Annotated in this window: 22 protein-coding genes and 1 pseudogene; 8 read left to right on the top strand and 15 right to left on the bottom strand. The window is 70.7% G+C overall.

Going from position 1 to position 18,870, the window contains the following annotated elements:
• The 3 genes from fabG to FCI23_RS23890 form a co-directional block, all read right to left on the bottom strand.
• Positions 1-762 carry a 3-oxoacyl-ACP reductase FabG gene (fabG, locus tag FCI23_RS23900; protein ID WP_136725979.1) on the bottom strand — a complete coding sequence of 254 codons (762 nt, stop codon included), beginning with the start codon at positions 760-762 and terminating at the stop codon, positions 1-3.
• 117 nt (positions 763-879) lie between these two features.
• Complete coding sequence (locus FCI23_RS23895; RefSeq protein ID WP_136725978.1) at positions 880-1,263, bottom strand: DUF3037 domain-containing protein; 384 nt, start codon at positions 1,261-1,263, stop codon at positions 880-882.
• Positions 1,260-2,081 carry a HipA family kinase gene (locus FCI23_RS23890; RefSeq protein ID WP_211265455.1) on the bottom strand — a complete coding sequence of 274 codons (822 nt, stop codon included), beginning with the start codon at positions 2,079-2,081 and terminating at the stop codon, positions 1,260-1,262. The genes FCI23_RS23895 and FCI23_RS23890 overlap by 4 nt, the downstream gene beginning before the upstream one ends.
• Positions 2,082-2,525: 444 nt before the next feature.
• Between FCI23_RS23890 and FCI23_RS23885 the strand changes: the two genes are divergently transcribed.
• Positions 2,526-3,002, top strand: a complete 477-nt coding sequence (locus tag FCI23_RS23885; protein WP_136725977.1) for a Rieske (2Fe-2S) protein — start codon at positions 2,526-2,528, stop codon at positions 3,000-3,002.
• On the opposite strand, the gene FCI23_RS23880 is transcribed toward FCI23_RS23885, so the two are convergent.
• Positions 2,985-3,629: a cysteine hydrolase gene (locus FCI23_RS23880; RefSeq protein ID WP_136725976.1), complete on the bottom strand. Its 645-nt coding sequence runs from the start codon at positions 3,627-3,629 to the stop codon at positions 2,985-2,987. The two genes, FCI23_RS23885 and FCI23_RS23880, sit on opposite strands and share 18 nt — an antisense overlap.
• A 39-nt stretch (positions 3,630-3,668) precedes the next feature.
• Between FCI23_RS23880 and FCI23_RS23875 the strand changes: the two genes are divergently transcribed.
• Positions 3,669-4,136 carry a pyridoxamine 5'-phosphate oxidase family protein gene (locus FCI23_RS23875; RefSeq protein WP_136725975.1) on the top strand — a complete coding sequence of 156 codons (468 nt, stop codon included), beginning with the start codon at positions 3,669-3,671 and terminating at the stop codon, positions 4,134-4,136.
• A 245-nt stretch (positions 4,137-4,381) separates the two neighbouring features.
• Here the strand turns inward: FCI23_RS23875 and FCI23_RS23870 are convergent, their stop codons facing one another.
• Positions 4,382-5,713 carry an aminotransferase class I/II-fold pyridoxal phosphate-dependent enzyme gene (locus FCI23_RS23870; protein ID WP_136725974.1) on the bottom strand — a complete coding sequence of 444 codons (1,332 nt, stop codon included), beginning with the start codon at positions 5,711-5,713 and terminating at the stop codon, positions 4,382-4,384.
• A 33-nt stretch (positions 5,714-5,746) separates the two neighbouring features.
• Here FCI23_RS23870 and FCI23_RS23865 point away from each other — a divergent pair, with 33 nt between their 5' ends.
• Positions 5,747-6,400: a pyridoxamine 5'-phosphate oxidase family protein gene (locus tag FCI23_RS23865; protein WP_136725973.1), complete on the top strand. Its 654-nt coding sequence runs from the start codon at positions 5,747-5,749 to the stop codon at positions 6,398-6,400.
• Between the two features lie 14 nt (positions 6,401-6,414).
• Positions 6,415-7,083 (top strand): FMN-binding negative transcriptional regulator, encoded by a 669-nt coding sequence (locus tag FCI23_RS23860; protein WP_136725972.1) that lies wholly within the window; start codon positions 6,415-6,417, stop codon positions 7,081-7,083.
• Positions 7,084-7,186: 103 nt separating this feature from the next.
• Here FCI23_RS23860 and FCI23_RS58340 read toward each other — a convergent pair whose 3' ends face one another.
• The 4 genes from FCI23_RS58340 to FCI23_RS23840 all read right to left on the bottom strand — a co-directional run bounded on the left by FCI23_RS58340 (position 7,187) and on the right by FCI23_RS23840 (position 10,001).
• Positions 7,187-7,381, bottom strand: coding sequence for a hypothetical protein (locus tag FCI23_RS58340; protein ID WP_211265454.1), 195 nt, complete (start codon positions 7,379-7,381; stop codon positions 7,187-7,189).
• 334 nt (positions 7,382-7,715) lie between these two features.
• Complete coding sequence (locus FCI23_RS23850; protein ID WP_136725971.1) at positions 7,716-8,675, bottom strand: EamA family transporter; 960 nt, start codon at positions 8,673-8,675, stop codon at positions 7,716-7,718.
• A gap of 12 nt (positions 8,676-8,687) precedes the next feature.
• The gene (locus tag FCI23_RS23845) at positions 8,688-9,167 is read right to left on the bottom strand and encodes a Clp protease N-terminal domain-containing protein (protein WP_246143941.1); all 480 of its coding nucleotides are present in this window, start codon (positions 9,165-9,167) and stop codon (positions 8,688-8,690) included.
• Positions 9,168-9,311: 144 nt separating this feature from the next.
• The gene (locus tag FCI23_RS23840) at positions 9,312-10,001 is read right to left on the bottom strand and encodes a pyridoxine/pyridoxamine 5'-phosphate oxidase (RefSeq protein ID WP_246143932.1); all 690 of its coding nucleotides are present in this window, start codon (positions 9,999-10,001) and stop codon (positions 9,312-9,314) included.
• A gap of 289 nt (positions 10,002-10,290) precedes the next feature.
• Between FCI23_RS23840 and FCI23_RS23835 the strand changes: the two genes are divergently transcribed.
• Positions 10,291-10,719, top strand: coding sequence for a type II toxin-antitoxin system Rv0910 family toxin (locus FCI23_RS23835; protein ID WP_136725969.1), 429 nt, complete (start codon positions 10,291-10,293; stop codon positions 10,717-10,719).
• A 25-nt stretch (positions 10,720-10,744) separates the two neighbouring features.
• Here the strand turns inward: FCI23_RS23835 and FCI23_RS62425 are convergent, their stop codons facing one another.
• The 4 genes and pseudogenes from FCI23_RS62425 to FCI23_RS56595 all read right to left on the bottom strand — a co-directional run bounded on the left by FCI23_RS62425 (position 10,745) and on the right by FCI23_RS56595 (position 13,986).
• Positions 10,745-12,160, bottom strand: coding sequence for a glycoside hydrolase family 3 C-terminal domain-containing protein (locus FCI23_RS62425; RefSeq protein WP_265737767.1), 1,416 nt, complete (start codon positions 12,158-12,160; stop codon positions 10,745-10,747).
• Between the two features lie 25 nt (positions 12,161-12,185).
• Positions 12,186-12,851, bottom strand: a pseudogene (locus FCI23_RS63840) (glycoside hydrolase family 3 protein); the annotation flags it as partial.
• A gap of 330 nt (positions 12,852-13,181) precedes the next feature.
• Positions 13,182-13,790, bottom strand: a complete 609-nt coding sequence (locus FCI23_RS23820) for a PadR family transcriptional regulator (protein WP_136725966.1) — start codon at positions 13,788-13,790, stop codon at positions 13,182-13,184.
• Positions 13,791-13,827: 37 nt separating this feature from the next.
• The gene (locus tag FCI23_RS56595; RefSeq protein ID WP_169316911.1) at positions 13,828-13,986 is read right to left on the bottom strand and encodes a hypothetical protein; all 159 of its coding nucleotides are present in this window, start codon (positions 13,984-13,986) and stop codon (positions 13,828-13,830) included.
• 98 nt (positions 13,987-14,084) lie between these two features.
• Here FCI23_RS56595 and FCI23_RS23815 point away from each other — a divergent pair, with 98 nt between their 5' ends.
• The gene (locus FCI23_RS23815) at positions 14,085-14,909 is read left to right on the top strand and encodes a PhzF family phenazine biosynthesis protein (protein WP_136725965.1); all 825 of its coding nucleotides are present in this window, start codon (positions 14,085-14,087) and stop codon (positions 14,907-14,909) included.
• Positions 14,910-14,920: 11 nt separating this feature from the next.
• Here FCI23_RS23815 and FCI23_RS23810 read toward each other — a convergent pair whose 3' ends face one another.
• Both FCI23_RS23810 and FCI23_RS23805 read right to left on the bottom strand, forming a co-directional pair.
• Entirely contained in the window at positions 14,921-15,712 is a 792-nt protein-coding gene (locus tag FCI23_RS23810) for a CPBP family intramembrane glutamic endopeptidase (protein WP_246143931.1), read from the bottom strand.
• A 67-nt stretch (positions 15,713-15,779) separates the two neighbouring features.
• On the bottom strand, positions 15,780-17,282 hold the full coding sequence (locus tag FCI23_RS23805) for a glutamate--cysteine ligase (protein WP_136725963.1): 1,503 nt from the start codon (positions 17,280-17,282) through the stop codon (positions 15,780-15,782).
• A gap of 516 nt (positions 17,283-17,798) precedes the next feature.
• Here FCI23_RS23805 and FCI23_RS23800 point away from each other — a divergent pair.
• Both FCI23_RS23800 and FCI23_RS23795 read left to right on the top strand, forming a co-directional pair.
• Positions 17,799-18,386, top strand: a complete 588-nt coding sequence (locus tag FCI23_RS23800) for a hypothetical protein (RefSeq protein ID WP_136725962.1) — start codon at positions 17,799-17,801, stop codon at positions 18,384-18,386.
• A gap of 251 nt (positions 18,387-18,637) precedes the next feature.
• On the top strand, positions 18,638-18,844 hold the full coding sequence (locus tag FCI23_RS23795) for a DUF5999 family protein (protein WP_136725961.1): 207 nt from the start codon (positions 18,638-18,640) through the stop codon (positions 18,842-18,844).
• Positions 18,845-18,870: the final 26 nt, after the last annotated feature.

Raw genomic sequence — 18,870 nt, 5'->3', positions numbered from 1 at the left:
TCAGTTGAGCGGGCCGCCGGCCACGTACAGGACCTGGCCGGAGACGAATCCGGCGTCGTCGCCGGTGAAGAAGGCGATGGCACCCGCGACATCTTCGGGCCTGCCGACCCGCTGGACCGGGATCTGTGTGGCGGCCGCGGCCTGGAACTCCTCGAAGCCCATGCCGACGCGGGCGGCGGTGGCGGCGGTCATGTCGGTGGCGATGAAGCCGGGCGCTACGGCGTTGGCGGTGACACCGAACTTACCGAGCTCAAAGGCGAGGGTCTTGGTGAAGCCCTGCATACCGGCCTTGGCCGCGGAGTAGTTCACCTGGCCGCGGTTGCCGAGGGCGGAGCTGGAGGACAGGTTGACGACCCGGCCGAACTTGGCGTCCACCATGTGCTTCTGCACGGCGCGAGTCATCAGGAAGGCGCCGCGCAGGTGCACGTTCATGACCGTGTCCCAGTCGGAAGCGCTCATCTTGAACAGCAGGTTGTCGCGGAGCACGCCCGCGTTGTTCACCAGGATGGTCGGCGCGCCGAGCTCCTCGGCGACCTTGGCGACAGCGGCCTCGACCTGCGCCTCGTCGGAGACGTCGGCGCCGACCGCGATCGCCCGGCCGCCGGCCGCGGTGATCTGCTGGACGGTGTCCTTGCAGGCACTCTCTTCGAGGTCGAGTACGGCCACGGCGCGGCCCTCGGCGGCCAGCCGGATAGCGGTGGCGGCGCCGATGCCGCGCGCAGCGCCGGTGACGATCGCGATCCGCTGCTCGGTGGTGGACATCTGATCTCCTCAGCCCTGTGGTGCGGCCGTGCGTATGAGCGACCGCTTAGTACGTCCCGCAGTCGAAACCGTAGGAGGGCGGTGACCGACTGTCAACGCAGGCGCGGCCGATGTGGCTCAGCGCACCAGTAGATCCAGCAGCCGGTCCGCCTCGGCGCCCGGATCGGCGGTCAGCCCGGTATGGACCGGGCCGGGCTGGACGATCGTGCTGCGCGGCGCGGTGAGCCAGCGGAAGCGCCGGCCAGGATCGTCGTCCGCCGCCTGCCCGGCCCGCTCGCCGCCCGCGCAGATGCCTTCGTAGCCGCGCAGGGCGGCCCGTACTCCATCCACGTCGACGTCCGGGTCGAGGCAGGCGAGCCGGGTCTCGTCCAGGTGCACCCGGGCGCCCACAAAGGACCGGGCCCGGCAGTAGACCAGCACTCCCGCGTTGATCATCTCGCCACGCTCGATCCGCGGGACCACCCGCACCAGCGCGTACTCAAAAACGTCCCGGCCGCTCACGTGGCGTTCTTCCCCTCGACCCAGGTGCGCAGCCACTTCGGCGGCGCCTGCTTCTCCTTCTGTTTGCCCGCGAGCGAGATCCGCGCGTGCACGGAGGCGGCGCGGTTGAGCAGCACCTTCTCGTACGCGCGGCGGACCTCGTCCGGACCGGCGAAGCCCGGCTCGTCCAGCAGCCATTCGTCGGGGACGAGTGCGGTGATCTCGCGCAGCAGGCTCTCGGTGACCTGCGGTGCGAGTTCGGCGGCGGCGGCCGTCGGGTCGGGCGAGAAACGGGCGAGGGCGTGGTCCGCGGCGTCGTACGGCTTGTCCGCCGCCGGTCCGGCGGTCTTCCAGTTGTGGTGCCAGATCAGCGACGCGCCGTGATCAATGAGCCACAGGTCCTTGTGCCAGATCAGCATGTTGGGGTTGCGCCACGACCGGTCGACATTGCCGATGAGCGCGTCGAACCAGACAACACGCCCGGCCTCCGCGGAATCCACCTCAAAGGCAAGCGGGTCGAAGCCGAGCGCGCCCGGCAGGAAGTCCATGCCCAGATTGAGGCCGCCACTGGCCTTGAGGAGGTCCTGGACCTCCTGGTCGGGCTCACCGAGGGCGATGACCGGGTCGAACTCGAAGCGGACCAGGTCAGGGACGCGCAACCCCAGCCGTCGGGCCAGCTCCCCGGCGATCACCTCCGCGACCAACGCCTTGCGCCCCTGAGCCGCGCCGGTGAACTTCACCACATATGTGCCGAGATCATCGGCCTCGACAAGCCCGGGCACCGAGCCGCCCTCTCTCAAGGGCGTTACATACCGGATCCCCGTCACCTCTGTGAGCATCGCACCAGGGTACGTGTGTCAGATTCTGTCCCATGGACCCGGCGGAGTCCCACGGCAGTCCGCCCGCACGCAGCGCCTCTGTGCGCGGCTGTACTGCTACGCACGTTCGTCAGTGATCGGCGACTCCCCGTCGCTCCGCCGCCCGCTGCTGCTCCTCCGCGGCCCGCGGACGGTCCCCGCGCACACATTGCTACTGTCGGCAGCACTGCTCGGCGGAACCTCCCCCTCCCCAGCCGGGGGAGGGGGAGGTGGCCAATCTCCTCCTCCACCAGCCGGTCTTTCTCCGGCGAGGGCCCGGGGAGCGGCCGGAGACCGGAAATGAGAACTTCATGAACGAGTGAACCTTCCGACACGGACATCCGTATGACTGACCAAGCGTGACCAAAACACCGCCGGGCGCTCCCTCCCCCAACCCCCGGTTCTCACCAGAAAGCAGGATGACGTATGGCCGAGACGTCTGGCATTTCAGGAATTCCGACCCGCCGCAACGTCGTCGCCGGAGTCGGGGCCGCAGGTCTCGCCGCCGCGCTGGCCGCGTGTGGCAGTTCGGACAACTCGTCGGCCGGCACCGTGCAGAACGCCGCGACGCCCGCTACGGGCAGCGCCTCCACCGCGGCCGGCAGCGGCAGCGGCACCGAGCTGGCAAAGGCCTCCGCCATTCCCTCGGGCGGCGGCACGGTTTTCAAAGACCAGAAGGTGGTCGTGACCCAGCCGACCGCGGGCACCTACAAGGCGTTCACCGCGGTGTGCACGCACAGCGGTTGTGTGGTGGCCGACGTGTCGGGCGGCACGATCAACTGTGGCTGCCACGGCAGCAAGTTCAGCATCGAGGACGGCAGTGTGAAGAACGGTCCCGCGACGCAGCCCCTGGCGGCGGCCACCAATGTCACCGTCGCGAACGGGTCAGTCACGGCCTCCTGACCGATTCCACCGGTCCAGCACGGCGCGGGCCGTGGTCACGGTGGCGACCAGCGCCAGAGTGTGCCGGAGAACTGCCTGCGTGTAGTCGGCGGGCACCCCGGCGATGGCGTCGGCCGGCACCACGGCCTCGTACCCCAGATTGACGGCGTCGAAGACGGCGTTGGGGATCGCGATATTCGCCGACACGCCCGAGACAACCAGTGTCCGCACACCCAGGTTGCGCAGCAGCGCGTCCGCCTCCGTCCCCGCGATCGGCGAGAGGCCGTGCAGCCGTCGCAGTACGAAGTCGCTCGCCGCCACCGGGATCCCGTCGGCCATCTCGGTGGCGTCAGTACCGGCGAGCTGCTGGACCTGGAGCCGCTCGGCGGCGCGGAAGAGCCTGGCGTTCCGGTTGGCTCCGCGCCCGTCCGGGCGGCGCTCGGCGATGGCGTGCAGCACCACGGCACCGGCCGTGCGGGCCGCGACGACCAGCCGGGCGACGTTGGCCAGGGCGCCGGACTCACGGGCGGCTGTGGCGAGCTCGGGCAGGGCGCCGCCCGGGCCGAGGACGCCGCGCTGGCACTCGACGGTGAGCAGTGCCGTTACGGCCGGGTCGAGCAGTGCGTCAAGCCGGTCGTTCCCGTGCATGGTTGCCCCCTCGTGCGGCGGCGGCCTAGGGTAGCTGACATGTCATCAGATCAGAAGCGCGGGCGCCGCACCATGATGACTCCGCAGGAGCTCGACGCGTTCCTCGCGGAGCAGCGCACCTGCCGCATCGCCACCGTCTCCAAGGACGGGCGTCCGCATGTCGTGGCGCTCTGGTTCGCCTGGGACGGGACATCGCTGTGGCTGTACTCGATAGTACGGAGCCGGCGCTGGGCGGACCTGCTCGGCGACCCGCGCGTCGCGGTGGTCGTGGACGACGGCGAGGAGTACGGGGAGCTGCGCGGCGCCGAGCTCTCCGGCTCGGTGGAAATCGTCGGCGAGGCCCCGCGTACCGGCGAACCGCATCCGGAGCTCACCGCGCCCGAGCGGTTGTTCGCGGCGAAGAACTTCGGCCTCGAGGCCATGCCGCACGACGGCCGCCACGCGTGGCTGAGGCTCACCCCGGAACGTATCGTCTCCTGGGACTTCCGCAAGATCCCTCAGCCCTGACGCGCCTCGGCCGCTGCCCGGATGGCGGTCCTGCGGTCGGCGTCGGAGGGCCGGAGCGCGATGTGGGGGCCGCACGTCCCTGCATCGCAGGGTGAAGAGCAGCCATTCATGAAAGAAGCCGTGCGGCCAGGTGATCCGGTCGTCATCCACGAACTCCGCCGGCTCGGCCCAGGCCCAGCCCGCACTGCTCGGGTCATCGCGACGGGGGCGCGCCGGCCGGTGCCGCCCTAACGCAGCGCCGCTCGTCAGCCGAGCCGCCCCGACCGGTGCGGGCGGACCGCGTCGGCGATCGCGTCGGCCAACGGGAGGATGTCGCCGCCGGCGAGGGGTGACACCGTCACCCGTACCCCCGGCGGCGAGGCCACCCGGAAGCGCGCGCCCGGTGCCACCGCCCAGCCGGACTGGAGCAGCCGGGCGACCGCGCCGGTCTCGTCCGGCACCGGCACCCATACGTTCATACCGCTTCGCCCGTACGCGGCGACCCCCCGATCGCGCAGGGCGCGCAGCAACCCCTCGCGCCGCCATGCGTAGGCGGCGGCGACCGCCCCGGTGTCCACCGCGCCGCTCCGCCACAGGTGGACCACGGCGTCCTGCAGGAGGTGGCTGACCCAGCCAGGACCGAGCCGGTAACGCCCCTGCACCCGGTCCACCGTGACCGGATCGCCGGTGAGCACCGACAGCCGCAGGTCCGGGCCGTACGCCTTGGCGGTGGAGCGCACCAGCATCCAGTGCGGCGTACTCCCAGCGAGCGGGTGCAGCGGGAGCTCCACGAGGCCGTGGACGTGATCGTCGTCGATCACCAGCACCTCCGGATACCCGGCCAGAACGGCGCGCAGCTCACTGGCACGTCCGCCCGAGATCGCGGCGCCGGTCGGGTTCTGTCCCCGGTCGGTGACGATCAGCGCCCGCGCGCCCTGCCGGAGCGCGCGCTCCACCTCACCCGGCACCGGCCCGTCGTCGTCCACGGCGACCGGCACCGCGCGCATCCCCAGCGCCGGGACGACATCCAGGACACTCCCCCACCCCGGGTCCTCGACCGCCACCGCGTCGCCCGGCCGCAGATGCGCGATGAGCGCCCGCTCGATGGCGTCCAGTGCCCCCGAGGTGACACCGATCGGCCCGTCCGGGACCCCGTCGGTGTCGAAGGACTCCCGGGCCGGGCCGCTCAGCTCGTCGGTGACGGCAGACTGGCCGTAGAGCATCGGGCGTTCGGAGTGCCGCGCGGCGGCGGCCGCCAGGGCTTCGTACAGCGGCGGCAGCAGTACGGGGTCCGGGTTGCCGGTGGACAGATCGCGCGCCCCGGGCGGGACCTCGACCCGGAGCTGGTCGCGCGAGGTGGTGGCCGGACGGGCGCGCACCCGGCTGCCCCGGCGGCCGGCGGTTTCGATGACCCCGCGGTCGCGCAGCAGCCGGTACGCCGCCGCGACCGTGTTCGGGTTCACCTCCAGCTCCGCCGCGAGCTGTCTCAGCGGCGGCAATGACTCCCCCGGCCCCAGGGCGCCCTGCCCGACGGCGCGTTCCACATCGGCTGCAATCTCTGCTGCGCCGGCTCCGGTGATCCGATATTCTCCTAGCACAAAGCCTATTATGCACTAGTTCAAAGGACTGCCATGACTACCGCACCGTACCGGGCCACCGAACGCACCGTGCCGACCCGCAGCGCCGAGCGCGCCTCGTACAACCGCGAGCTGGTCCACGCGATCCTCGACGATGCCTACCTCTGCCATCTCGGCTTCATTCGCGACGGGGCACCCGTCGTGCTCCCGACCCTCTACGCCCGGGTCGGGACACGGCTCTACGTGCACGGCTCCACCGGATCCCGGCCGCTGCGCGGTGCCAAGGACCCGGGCCTGGCGGTGTGCCTGACCGTCACCCACCTGGACGGCATCGTGCTGGCCCGCTCCGCCTTCCACCACTCCATCAACTACCGCTCCGTGGTCGTCCACGGCACCGCCCGCGAAGTCACCGATCCCGCCGAGCGCGCCGAGGCCCTGGACACCATCGTCGATCACATCGTCCCCGGCCGCGCCGACGACTCCCGCCGCGCCAATGCCAAGGAGCTCGCCGCCACCGCCGTGGTCCGCCTCGACCTCGACGAGGTCTCCGCCAAGGTCCGCACAGGCGGCCCCAACGACGACCCCGAGGACCTCGCCCTCCCCTACTGGAGCGGCGTCCTCCCTGTCACCCGTTCCTACGGCACCCCCATCCCCGCCGACGACCTCACCCCCTCGACCCCCCTCCCCGGCTACCTCAGCGCCCACTGACCGGAGGCCCACGCATGCTCATCCATCCCTGGGACGCCGCCGTCGACGACACCGAATGGCAGGACTGGCTCGCCACCCACGACTTCGGCCAGCTCGCCGTCAACGGCCTGCCCGGCGAGCCCCCCATCGTTCAGCCGCTGCACTTCGCTTACGACGCTGAGCGCAGCGAAGCCGTCACCCACCTCGCCCGCCCGAACCCCATCTGGCGAGCCCTCGAAACCGATCCCCGAGTCACCCTCAGCGTCGTCGACGACTACGCCTTCATCCCCGGCCCCTGGCACGCCCCCGAGGGCGCACCGCCCGAGCACGGCACCCCCACCAGCTTCTACGCCGCCGTCCAGCTGCTCTGCACCGCTCACGTCATAGACGCCGAAGCGGAGAAGGCCGGACTGCTGCACCGCCAGCTCGGCCACTTCCAGCCCCTGGGCGACTACGCACGCGTGGCCCCCGGCGAAGCCCCGTACGGCCGGATGCTCCCCGGCATCCGCGGCCTACGGCTGGAGGTGACCGAAGTGCTGGCCAAGTTCAAGTACGGCGGCAACAAGCCCCGCGAGACGCAGCAGCGTGTCACCGGCCTCCTCGCCGGCCGTGCCGCCCCGCACGACGCGGCCGCCCGCGCCCACCAGCTGCGCCGACTGGCTGCGCAGGCCCCTTCCCTACCGGGGGAACCAACGGGCGCTTAGGCCTCGCCGGGCAGTTGTGCTGGTCCTCGGCGGCGGAGACGCGGGGACGGCGCGTCCGGCGAGTCTCGCGCTCGTGCTGCTGTCGGCCTCCGGCTACACCTGCTCACCGTGCGGCTCCGATCACGACGAAGCCGCCACCGAGGCAGAGCCGTTCGCCCATGGTGAGGCGCCCGCCGAGCGCGACGAGCACAGGCCCGGCTCCCAGGGTGACGACAGTCGCGACGACCAGCCCGGTCATCTGGACGGCGCCGAAGTACGCGGCCTGGAAGAGCGTGAACCCGAGGCCGGTGACCAGCACATCAGGGGCGTCGCGTTCCGGCGGCCGAGGCGGGGTCGCTCCGGGACCGTACGAGCCGCCCGCACCACCAGCAGCACGGCGGCCACGCCCGCGGTACCCCAGGCGGTGGCGGCGAAGGCGACGTAAAGCAGGCTCCGCCGCAGCGGCAGGCATAGAAAGTGGACACGAGTTTGTTCTCCCGCGGAAGACAGATGGTGGTCGCCTGCTCTCGTGTGCGGGCAGCGGCGACCTGCCCGGGACGCGCCCGGGCCCGGTCTTCCGTGGGTTCGCCGCCCGCCTCAGACGGCGGGAGGCGGCAGAACGGTGGGCTGCATGATCGTCACTCTCTACGGGGCTATACGGGGTCCGGCTCCAGGAGCGGCTCGGCCATCACGTCCGCCGCCGCCTGCCGGGGCTTGGCGGTCTGCGCGACAAACGCGCCCGCGAGCACCAGGGCGCCACCCGCGACCTGTGGCAGGCCGAGGTGCTCACCGAGCAGCACCCAGGCGAAGACCGTCCCGACCACCGCCTCCAGGCAGGCCACGACTCCCGCGACCTGCGGCGACAGTCGCCGCACCGCCAGTACCCCGGTCAGATACGCGACCACGGTGGACACCAGGATCACCCAGCCGAGCAGCAGCAGGGCCGGCACGTTCTTGTCCCCCAGCGCGGCCTGCCTGGTGAGCACCGACCAGTCCATACCCCAGGGGCGGGATACGACGGTCAGCGCGGCGGCGGCGATCAGCAAACCGTACGAGATGATGGCGAGCGGGTCGGGCGCGTCCTCGGCATCGCTGCCGTGGTCGGCCAGTACGAAATAGCTCACCTGGCAGCAGGCCGCCCCGAAGGCGAGCAGCAGCCCGAGGGCGTCGAAGGCAAGTCCGGACCACACCTCGACAACCGACGCCATGCCGCCGACCGCGAGCGCGACACCGATCGCGGCCGACCGGCTGACCGGCCGGCGCTGTACGAAGCGCACCCAGCCGAGCAGCAGCGCGGGTCCGAGGAACTCCACGAGAATCGCGACGCCCACCGGGATCCGGGATATCGCCGCGAAGTAGAACGCCTGGCACCCGGCGATGGCCAGCAGGCCGAACCCGGCCAGCAGCCCCGGGCGCTGGCGGACCATCCCGCGGTGCCGCAGGGCGATCGGCAGCATGACGAGCGCGGCACCGGCCACCCGTAGCCAGACCACCTGCAGCGGGTCGAGCCCCGCCTCGATCAGCGGCTTGGCCGCCACCCCCGAACCACCGAACGCGAACGCTGACGCCAGGGCCAGCCCCAGCCCCGCGTTCCTGCCCTCAGACCCCTGCATTGGGCCATGATGTCAGCTCGCGACAGTACCGTCATCCAGGTGACCACTGACCTCGACCCCGGCGGAGCGAAGCACTTCGACCGCCCGGCAGCGCGGGTCGGCGGCGAGCGTGGCCAGCAGATCCCCGCCGTCGGCCTGCGGCCGGCCGTGGCTGTGCGCCCGTGCCACCGCCGCGCGCATCGCGGTGGCGGCGGCGGGGCTCCATCCCGCCGTTCCCGAGGTGACGGCCTGCAGGGCGCCGGACTCCTCGACGGATCCGTGCCACCGTATGCCGTAGCCGATGCTGCGCTGTGCCAGGTAGCCGAGTACGCGCACGAGTTGGCCACCGCAGGCTTCGCGCGCCGCGGGGTCGGCTTCCAGCAGGGAGTGCAGCACGTGGGCGGTGTCTATCTGCCGGTCCCCGTCACGCAGCGCACGCCGGCGCGCGCTGGCGGCCACCGATCGCAGCTCGGCGGTGAGCTGTGCGTCGTCAGCGGGGTTCGTCGGGGCCATGGGCAGGGTGTCGCCGGTGTGCACGACATCAACCTCATCAGTGGCCGTCCTTGAAAACATCCCCGTCAGGAGGCATATCCTCCTCAGCCCGGGGATGGGCACAGGTGCCCGTTCGCTCATCCTCAGGGATGAACTGTCCCCAAGTCACGGCCACAGCAGACCACGGGTCCAACCAGCGCCCTCCTCCCGCACATAGCGCAGCCGGACATGGAACCCACGCGAGTCGCCCTGGAAGAACTCGGCCTCGTCGGCCCGCAGCACATACACGGTGTGTCCCTCCGGGACGGCCTGCGGGTCGGCGGCCACCAGACCTGCCGCCCGCCGCCGTTCCGTTTCGTACTCGTCCGGGCCGGCAAGGGGCTCGCTCATCCGGCCCGTGAACCCGGAGATCCGGGAGGCCTCACCACGCCCCAGGAAGTCACGACGCGCGGCGTCGCCGTCCAGTACCGCGACACGCCCGGCCATCCGGATCTGCCGCCCGTGCAGGGGCCAGTACCAGCTCAGGGCGGCGTACGGATTGGCCGTCAGTTCCCGTCCCTTGCGGCTGCCGGCGTCGGAGGCGAAGACGAAGCCGCATTCCTCGATGTCGACGCCCCGCAGCATCAACACCCGTGCCGACGGGCGGGCTTCGGCATCCGCCGTACTGAGCGTCATCACATGCGGCTCGGGCACCCCGGTGCCCAACGCGTGCGCCAGCCACCGGGCGAACAGCGGCCCGGGCGTGTCGTCCGCCCGCTCCGGATCGAACCCCGGCAGCGGACCCGCCAGCACCGGGGCCTGCCGCATCCGCGCCAGCAGTTCCTCGGCCGTCATCCCCTCGTTGTGATCGTCCACGCCACGATCCTCACACAAGACGTCCGGCACGGGGCGACGGCGTCCCGGATCCGGTGCTCCTCCCGCCCGGATCCAAGCGGTACGACATCCGGCACCGCACCGTGCTGCTGTCCGTCGGCGATGGCACCTGGTGCGTGGGTCGCGATCCTGCGGTACGCCGCGCGCCGACCGGCCCGCCGGGCTACGGGTCCGGCCCGCCCGGCCCCGTCAAATCTGATGACCCATCAGTATTGAATGTCGCAGCCCCTGCGACTACGTTGCGCCGCACCCCCGATGAAGGAGCCGCCGTATGCCCGAAGTCTCCGCCCAGGCCCGCATCGCGGCCCCGGCCGGGAAGGTCTGGGACCAGCTCACCGACTTCAGCTCGCACGAGCAGTGGAGCGTGACACACACCGGCTTCCCTCACGGCGGCCCTTCCCCGCTCGCGGCAGGCGCCACCTACCAGGAGAACCTGAAGATGATGGGCTTCCCCGCCGAGGTCACCTGGACCGTGGGCGCCCTCACCCCGGAGCGGGAGTTCGCGATCACCGGCAAGGGGCCGATGGGTGTCGACCTGCTGACCCGCTACACGCTCACGCCCGACGGGGACACCACCGATCTGCGGATCGACGGCTCCTTCACCGGGGCGGCCGTCTCACTCATGGCGGGGCGGCTCAAGGACTCGGCGACCGCGGCCCTCAACGAGTCGCTCCGGAAACTGGCCGGTCTCGTGGAGTGAGGGCCGCGGTCCCCGCCGTCGGCCGCTACCGAACCGTCACATCGGCGCTCCGCGCGCCTGCCGTGAAGGTGTAGACGCCCGGCTCGACTTTCGCCGTGCCGGATCCATCGATGTCGCCGGGGGTCACGGCAAGGGTGCGTCGCGCCACTCGCAGGGATACAGTCCGGCTCTCTCCCGCCTTCAGCGCGACCCTGGTGAAGGCCACGAGCTTGCGGTCGGGGGCCAGTACCTCGCTCACCGGCCGTGAGACATAGACCGGCACCACCAGGTCACCATCACGGTCACCGGTATTGGAGACCGTCACCTTCACTGTCGTCTGCCCCGCCGACTTGTCGGCCGTGATCGCGTCGAAGGCGTACGTGGTATACGACAGGCCCGCACCGAAGGGGTACAGGGCATCGTACGAGGACTCCGCACCGCCATTGGTGCCCGGCAGTTGCTGGTAGTACATCGGCTCATTGCCGACGTCCTTGGGCCATGACACCGGCAGCCGCCCACTGGGGTTAGCAGCCCCGAACAGAACGTCGGCGACCGCGTGGCCACCCTCAGTGCCAGGCAGCCACGACATCAGCAGCCCCTGCGTCCCGGCCGCGTCGCCGAGCACCAGCGGCCGGCCGGCGAGGACGACCGTGACGACCGGCTTGCCGCTTGCCTTCAGCGACTTGACCAGCGCCTGCTGGTCGGCGGAGAGCTCGGGCCGCGGACTGTCGGCGCCGCCCTCGGCGGCGGCCTTCTCACCGACCACCACGACGGTGAGATCGGCGTTCTTGGCCTCGGCCACGGCATCGGCGTCGGTCTTGGCATGCACAACCTCGGTGCCAGGCGGCGCGGCCTCCTGGATGCCTTTCAGCACGGTGGTGCCGGGCACATCGACACCGTCGGGGACGCCCTGCCAGCCGATGGTCCAGCCGCCCACCTGGTCGTTGATGTCATCGGCGTATGCGCCGGCGACGACGATCTTCTTCACGGAGGTGCCGACCGGCAGCACCGAGTCCTCGTTGCGCAGCAGCACCTGCGACTCGGTGGCCGCCTGCCGCGCGAGGCCCTGGTCCGCCCCGAGCACCGCGGCGTCGGCCTTCGAGGCGTCGACGTACGGGTGCTCGAACAGGCCGAGGCTGAACTTCAGCCGCAGGATCCGCGTCACGGACTCGTTGATGCGCCGTTCGGAGACCAGGCCCCGGTCGACCGCCGTCTTCAGGCCATCGCTCCACTGCTTGGCGTAGTACGGCTCCATGGCCATGTCGAGCCCGGCGTTGACCGCGAGCGCTATAGCCTCCGGGTAGTCGGCGGCGATCCGGTAGTTGGTCTGCAAGGCCCGTACGTCCTGCCAGTCGCTGACGGTGACGCCCTTGAAGCCCCACCTGTCCCGCAGCACCTTGGTGAGCAGGTACTTCGACGCGGTGGCGGGAACGCCGTTGATGGCGCCGGAGTTCACCATCACCGTCTGCGCCCCGGGCCTCGACGGCCTGCCGGTAGGACGGCAGCAGAGTGTCCTGCAGATAGCGGGTGGAGACATCGGCCGGGACACGGTCGTGCCCGTTGGAGGGCTCCGAGTAGCCGCCGAAGTGCTTCACGGTGGCGGCGACGTTCTTGGCACCGTCCGCGCCCTCGATGCCCTTCACGCTGGCGGCGGCAAGCGTCCCGGTGAGCAGCGGGTCCTCTCCGTATGTCTCGTAGTAGCGGCCCCAGCGCTGGTCGCGCGCGAGGTCGGCCACGGGGGCGAAGTTCCAGTCGATGCCGGTCGCGGCTACCGAGCGCGCCGTCGAGGCGGCGGCGGCCCGCACCGTGGCGGGGTCCCAGGTAGCGCCGAGACCGATCTGGTGCGGGAAGACAGTGGCGCCGAGGACATTGTTGTGGCCGTGCACCGCGTCGACGCCATAGAGCACAGGGATGTGGAGCCTTGTGTTCTCGATGGCGTATTTCTGTACGGAGTTGACCATCCGCGCCCAGTCTCCGGGCGTGTTCTTCGCAGGTCCCATACCACCGCCGGAAATCACCGATCCGGCCGGGTAGTCGGCGAGCACCGTCTTCATGCACGCATCATTGAGCGCGCCGCCGCTCCATTCGCAGTCGCCCTGCATCCGGGCGACCGCGACCTGGTCCATCTGCCCGATCTTCTCCTGAAGCGTCATCCGCCGCAGGAGGTCCTTCACGCGCAGTTCCACGGGCGCGTTTGCTTTCTTGTACACGGGGCCGTCAGCCCGGGCCTGCACGGAGCCGATCGCGGCGACACAGACAGCCGCGGTGGCCAGGGTGGTGAGCCTTCTCAGTCGGGTGCGCGGTGAGATCAGTGGCATAACCGGAGTCTTGTTCTAGCCATGACAATACGTCAAGATGGGCGTCGGTAAACGACAAAGCAAACCAGCCGGCGCAAAACTCCCACCACGTCACCGGGATCCAAAATGCGCGAGACGGCCCGGAACGTTGTCCGTCCCGGGCCGCCGAATGATGCGCTCCGCCGTTCAGTCCTCGTCGGCGAGGATGAGGTAGAGCTTCTTGCGGGCCTCATTGACCACCGCGAGCGCCTTGTCACGCTGCTCCGGGGTGCCGGTCGCCCACACCTGCCGGAACGCGTCGACGAGTCCGCCGCCGGCCTTCCGGATCTCATGCAGGCTGTCCCAGTCGATGCCGCGGCCGGCCTCCTCCCACGGGGCGTCAGGGCCCGCCTCGGCCTCGGTGCGGCCGGAGTCGGTGAGCGTGAACAGCTTCTTGCCGCCGTCGCTCGCACTGGTGATCAGGCCTTCGTCCTCGAGCAGCTGCAGGGTCGGGTAGACCGAGCCGGGGCTCGGCTTCCACGCCCCGCCGCTGCGCTCGGCGATCTCCTGGATCATCTCGTAGCCGTGCATCGGCCGGTCCTTGAGCAGCGCCAGGATCGACGCGCGCACATCGCCGCGCCGCGCCCGGCCGCGCGGGCCGCCCCCGCCGCGCCCACGCCCCCGTCCGCCGGGGCCGGGACCAAAGGGGCCTCCCCCGAAAGGCGGGCCGAAGGGGCCGAAGGCCGCTCGCCGCTGCTCATGCTCGCCGCGGCCGTGATGACCGGGCCCGCAGTGTCCATGTTCCTGAGAATGCATGATTACACTCCACCCATCGTTGATCGATCGTGATACGTCAACGATATATCGGCACCTGTCGTAAGGCAAGCACCTCGCCCTTGTTGATGCCGATCGCCTCCACCGCGGCGTCGGGTGCGGGCTTGCGACGGCAGGTGAACACCTTCGCGCCCCGGCCGGGAATCACCGCGCCGCGGCGAACCTGAGCCGACGGCACCGCTCCGGGCAGAGGCGACGGCCGATCAGGTCCAAGGCGTCCACCGACCCGGAATTGGCTCTGCTCCGTGGCCTCGCCCGCGGCCTATGCTCGCCACCATGCGGATCCGAATCGTCGACGCCTTCACCGACCGTCCCTTCGCCGGCAACCCGGCCGGTGTACTGCTCCTGGACGGGGACGCCTTCCCGGACGACCTCTGGCTCCAGCAGGTCGCCGCCGAGGTGAACCATGCCGAGACCGCGTTCGCCCACCCCCTCCGCGGTCACCCGGACGCCGACTGGGCGCTGCGCTGGTTCACGCCGGTGACCGAGGTCAACATGTGCGGCCACGCGACCCTGGCCACCGCGCACGTCCTGCACACCACCGGCGCCGCCACCGGCACCACCCGGTTCGCGGCGCGCTGCGGCATCCTCGCGGCCACCACGTCCGCGGGCGGGTCCATCACTCTGGACTTCCCCACCGCCCCGCTCACCGCCGTCGCGATCCCGGCGGACATCGCTCCCGCGATCGGCGCGGAGGTCGTGGCCGTGCACGAGACCGGCGCGGACGTCGGCGACCTCCTGGTCGAGGTGGCCGACGAGAGGACGGTGCGGGCCCTCTCCCCCGACCTCGCCGCCGTGGCCCGCATCGCCACCCGGCGCGGACTGATCGTCACCGCCCCCGCCGGCGACCCCGCGGCGGGCTATGACTTCGTCTCCCGCTGCTTCTTCCCCGGCTACGGGATCAACGAGGACCCGGTGACCGGCAGCGCCCACACCGCACTGGCCCCCTACTGGTCGGCCCGGCTCGGCGGCACCAATCTGACCGGCCTGCAGGCCTCCGCCCGCACCGGCCTCGTGCACACCGAGGTACGCGGCCCACGCACGCTGCTCCGCGGCACCGCCGTCACCGTCATCGACGGCGAACTGCTCACGAGCCCGTAGAGCCGGTCAGGTCAGGCGGTCGGCAGCCAGCCGACCTTCCCCGCCAGCAACGCGTACCCCACGAAGGCGACGGTGTCGATGAGGGCGTGGGCCGCCACCAGCGGCCCCACCCGCCCCCAACGGCGGTAGAGCAGCACGAAGACCACACCCATCGCCATGTTGCCGACCAGTCCGCCGATGCCCTGGTAGAGGTGGTAGGAGCCGCGCAGCACCGAGCTGGCGACCAGCGCCGCGGCCGGTGACCAGCCCAGCTGTCCCAGGCGGCGCAGCAGATAGCCGACCACGATCACCTCTTCGAGCACCGCGTTCTGCACCGCCGAGGCAATCAGCACGGGCACCTTCCACCACACGTCCGGCAGCGACTCCGGCACCACAGTGAGGTTGAAGTCGGCCGCCCGGGCACCGAGGTAGAACAGCAGCCCGGTGCCGCCGATCGCCGCCGCGACCGCCGCTCCCCGCACCAGGTCGTAGCGGAGGTGGCGCAGATCGAAGCCCATCACCCGGATCCCGACGCCCTCACGCGTCAGCAGGTGCGCCACCAGCGCCACCGGGACCAGCGCGGTGGCGATCCCGAAGACCTGCCAAGCCAGGTCCAGCCACGGCCGGCCGGGCGCCTGCGAGCCCACCAGCGTCGCCGCCTGGTCCTTCAGCCCGCCGGGCTTGGTGACCGAGCCGACGAAGCTGATCAGCGCCCCGACCGCGCTGGCGCCCAGCGAGAGCGCCAGCACCAGCAGCATCTCGCTGCGCAGTGTTCCCCGCTCCAGGTCTGTCCCGACCGTCCCGACGTGCACACGGACCTCCACTCGCGCCATCCTGCCCCATCGCAGATTCGAGCACATCGAAAAGCGAACGGAAGCAGCGGCCCGGGTGTCAGTCCATCGCGTCCACCGGCCACTGGTGAACCGGGATTCCTGAGTGCATCAGCTCGACGTACCGCAAGGTCATCGCGACCAGCGCGGGTTGCCGGCCCAGGCCGCGCTCCAGGTTGTGATGGAAGGTCTCGGACTGCCACTGCGCCCCGTTCATCCGGCGACGGCAGCGCCCCTCGATCACGCCGAGGTAGTGGTCCCGGTCAACCGGCTCGATGCCCCAGGAGTCGAGGCCGGAGGCGGCGAGCGGCAGCAGCTCGTCCCGTACGAGATCGATGGCAGGGATCTCCACGAGCCCGCTGCCCCGACCGGACCTGGGCCAGCGCAGCACGGCGTTGATACCGTCCCGGCACCCGGCTTCGAAGTTCGCGGCGGCGACGTCGAACGGCATGCGAGTCCAGAGCGGGCGCGGCGCCTCCGCCACGGCGCGCACCAGACCGTAGTAGAAGGCGGCGTTGGCGACCACATCGGCCACGGTGGGCCCGGCGGGCATGATCCGGTTCTCCACCCGCAGGTGGGGGATGCCGTCCGCCACCGCGTAGACCGGCCGGTTCCAGCGGTAGATGGTGCCGTTCTGGAGGGTGAGCTCATTCAGTTCGGGCACACCGCCGGAGTCGAGGACCCGCAGCGGGTCCTCGACGGCGCAGATGGGCAGCAGCGCGGGGAAGTAGCGGACGTTCTCCTCGAAGAGGTCGTACGCGGAGTTGACCCAGCGCTCGCCGAACCAGGTCAGCGGGCGGACGCCCTGAAGCTGGAGCTCCTCCGGCCGGGTGTCGGTCGCCTGCTGGAACAGCACCGGCCGGGTCTCCCGCCACAGCTCCAGGCCGAAGGCGAACGGGGAGTTGGCCCCCATCGCGATCTGCGGGCCGGCCACCACCTGCGCGGCGTTCCACACCTCTGAGAACCGGGCCGGGGTGACCTGCAGATGCATCTGCATCGATGTGCAGGCGGCCTCCGGAACGATCGAGGCAGAACTGCAGTGGAGTTGTTCCACGCCGGAGATGTCGAGCCTGATCTCCTCGCCCCTGGCGGCGAGAACGCGCTCGTTGAGCATGGTGTAACGGTCGTCGCTGGAGAGATTGCCGGAGACCAGGTCATGAACCCCGAGAGTCGGCAGGATTCCGACCATGACGATGTGCGCACCGACCTCACGGGCTTTTCTGTCGGCATACCCGAGGCCGGTGCGCAACTCCTCTGCGAGCCGGTCGAGCACCCGGCCGGAAAGCTCGTGCGGAGGTATGTTCACTTCAATATTGAACTGTGCCAGCTCGGTCTGGAAATCGCGGCTCGCGATGCGGTCAAGCACCGCATCGTTCATCATGCGCGGCAGTCCGTCGGAATCTGTGAGATTCAGCTCGAGCTCCAGGCCCAGCAGATTCCGTGGCCGCTCGAAGCGCTTCTCCTCCAACAGCCGCTCCAGCCCCATGAGGCACTCCCGCAGCTTTCGCCGGTAGCGCTGCCGGTCGGACAGGTCGAACCGCGTGGCCACGACCTTCTCGCCCATCTGAGTGTCCCTCCTTGAGCGGACTGTGCCCCGATGATGCCCCGCAGGCGCTATGCTCATACCTAGGTCCCTCCTGGCACATTCCATTGGCATGGCGGCCTGCCTTAATCGAGCCGGGACCCCCGACGAAAAGCGTCGGCGGGAATCAGCCGTCCGCAGCAACGTGCAACCTGCAGTTCACCGGTGGACATTTAGCGGCAAAGCCGGAGGAAATAGCCGCCCAGGAAGACCGGATATCCCCTTGCTGGTAATGTCCGCGACTGTTAGCCGAAACACCGCGCGAACACGCGTCATATAAACTGCGCGCATAAGGTAGAGACTCCGCGACCCGCCGCACGTGCCCGCGCAGGCACCCGGCCTCGGGAAGGGATCCAGCATGCCCCTGCTGATTCCGCGCGCCCCCGCCCCTGCGGCCATTGGTCCGGTCCGCCGTGGTCTGCCCTCGTTGCATCGCTGACAGTGCCGTCCTCACCCACCGAGCTCTCCACCGTGTCTCCCCATGAGAGGCCGCCCACCATGCCGCTGCATATTCCCCCAGCCCCCTCCGCCGCGCTGCGGAGCGTACTCGCCGCGCTGAGCTCCCCCGCCACGGTCCGCGAGGCACGCACCCCCGCGCTTCGGGAAGCCGTCGGACCCCTCGTTCCTGACCACCCGCTCCCGATGCACGTACTGGAGCCGACGGCCCCGGGCGGCGGGCTGCCGCACGCCCGGCTCACCGGCTGGCGGTTCCACATACGGTCGGACGAGCGGGTCGCCGCGGCCGGCGAGACCGTGCCCACCGCGGACGGCTGGGCGTTCTCACACTTCTGCGAAGGCCCGTACCTGGCCTCCACGGAGCGCGCGCTGCGCCAGGCGGACGTACTGACGGCCGGATACCAGCCGCACCTGCTCTCGGTGCCCGGACTGTACATGCTGACGCTTTGGCTGCACAGCGACCTGACGGACGATCCGGCCGTCGCCCAGCCCGCCTCCGCCGACCTGCTCATCCCGCTCGCCCCCGCGCCGCCCGGGATCGCCGCCCACCGGCTGCACCGGCTCACCGACCTGGTGCCGGTGCTCACCCTGCGACTGGCGCCCACGCCGCTGCTGAGCTCGCCGGCCTGAAAAGCCCCGGAGCGGGCGACAGCCCGACGCCCCCGTGACGGAACGGTCACGGGGGCGTTGCACTGCGCGAGCAACCGACCGCGCGAGTGAACGCGTCCCCAAGTATCGAGGACAGCTCGCGCGAAATCCCTGCGGAATGACGCCAGTAGGGCAACACTGGGACCGACCGAAGTAACGGGGGAGCGGCCATGACCGAGGTACCTACCCAATCCAGCCGTACGACACTCCAACCTCAGCGAAAGACACCGTCAATGTGCCAGCACCAGCCGCAGTGCCCGTCAGCCGAGTACCCCGACCGGGAAGCCGCCCACATCGTGGCCCATCACCCGGAACAAGGCTGGAGCCTGCTGTGCAACGGTGTCCTCCTCTTCGAGGACACCGGCGAACTGCTCCCCGACGGGCAGATCATCGCACCCCACCGGCCCTTCGGTACCGAGCACATCGTGACGGCTGCCTGACCCCGGCCCCGGAACGTACGGCCCCC

It is taken from the genome of Actinacidiphila oryziradicis, from assembly GCF_005047355.1.
Classification (GTDB): domain Bacteria; phylum Actinomycetota; class Actinomycetes; order Streptomycetales; family Streptomycetaceae; genus Actinacidiphila; species Actinacidiphila oryziradicis.
The sequence above is the reverse complement of the archived record's forward strand: the minus strand, read 5'-3'. Positions and strand labels throughout refer to the sequence as shown.

Bases quoted from the DNA above. Each gene is read 5' to 3' on its own strand.
- fabG (WP_136725979.1), bottom strand. From the start codon at position 762: ATGTCCACCACCGAGCAGCGGATCGCGATCGTCACCGGCGCTGCGCGC.
- FCI23_RS23890 (WP_211265455.1), bottom strand. From the start codon at position 2,081: ATGCTCACAGAGGTGACGGGGATCCGGTATGTAACGCCCTTGAGAGAG.
- FCI23_RS23885 (WP_136725977.1), top strand. From the start codon at position 2,526: ATGGCCGAGACGTCTGGCATTTCAGGAATTCCGACCCGCCGCAACGTC.
- FCI23_RS23880 (WP_136725976.1), bottom strand. From the start codon at position 3,629: ATGCACGGGAACGACCGGCTTGACGCACTGCTCGACCCGGCCGTAACG.
- FCI23_RS23875 (WP_136725975.1), top strand. From the start codon at position 3,669: ATGTCATCAGATCAGAAGCGCGGGCGCCGCACCATGATGACTCCGCAG.
- FCI23_RS23865 (WP_136725973.1), top strand. From the start codon at position 5,747: ATGACTACCGCACCGTACCGGGCCACCGAACGCACCGTGCCGACCCGC.
- FCI23_RS23860 (WP_136725972.1), top strand. From the start codon at position 6,415: ATGCTCATCCATCCCTGGGACGCCGCCGTCGACGACACCGAATGGCAG.
- FCI23_RS23850 (WP_136725971.1), bottom strand. From the start codon at position 8,675: ATGCAGGGGTCTGAGGGCAGGAACGCGGGGCTGGGGCTGGCCCTGGCG.
- FCI23_RS23845 (WP_246143941.1), bottom strand. From the start codon at position 9,167: ATGGCCCCGACGAACCCCGCTGACGACGCACAGCTCACCGCCGAGCTG.
- FCI23_RS23835 (WP_136725969.1), top strand. From the start codon at position 10,291: ATGCCCGAAGTCTCCGCCCAGGCCCGCATCGCGGCCCCGGCCGGGAAG.
- FCI23_RS23820 (WP_136725966.1), bottom strand. From the start codon at position 13,790: ATGCATTCTCAGGAACATGGACACTGCGGGCCCGGTCATCACGGCCGC.
- FCI23_RS23815 (WP_136725965.1), top strand. From the start codon at position 14,085: ATGCGGATCCGAATCGTCGACGCCTTCACCGACCGTCCCTTCGCCGGC.
- FCI23_RS23805 (WP_136725963.1), bottom strand. From the start codon at position 17,282: ATGGGCGAGAAGGTCGTGGCCACGCGGTTCGACCTGTCCGACCGGCAG.
- FCI23_RS23800 (WP_136725962.1), top strand. From the start codon at position 17,799: ATGCCGCTGCATATTCCCCCAGCCCCCTCCGCCGCGCTGCGGAGCGTA.
- FCI23_RS23795 (WP_136725961.1), top strand. From the start codon at position 18,638: ATGTGCCAGCACCAGCCGCAGTGCCCGTCAGCCGAGTACCCCGACCGG.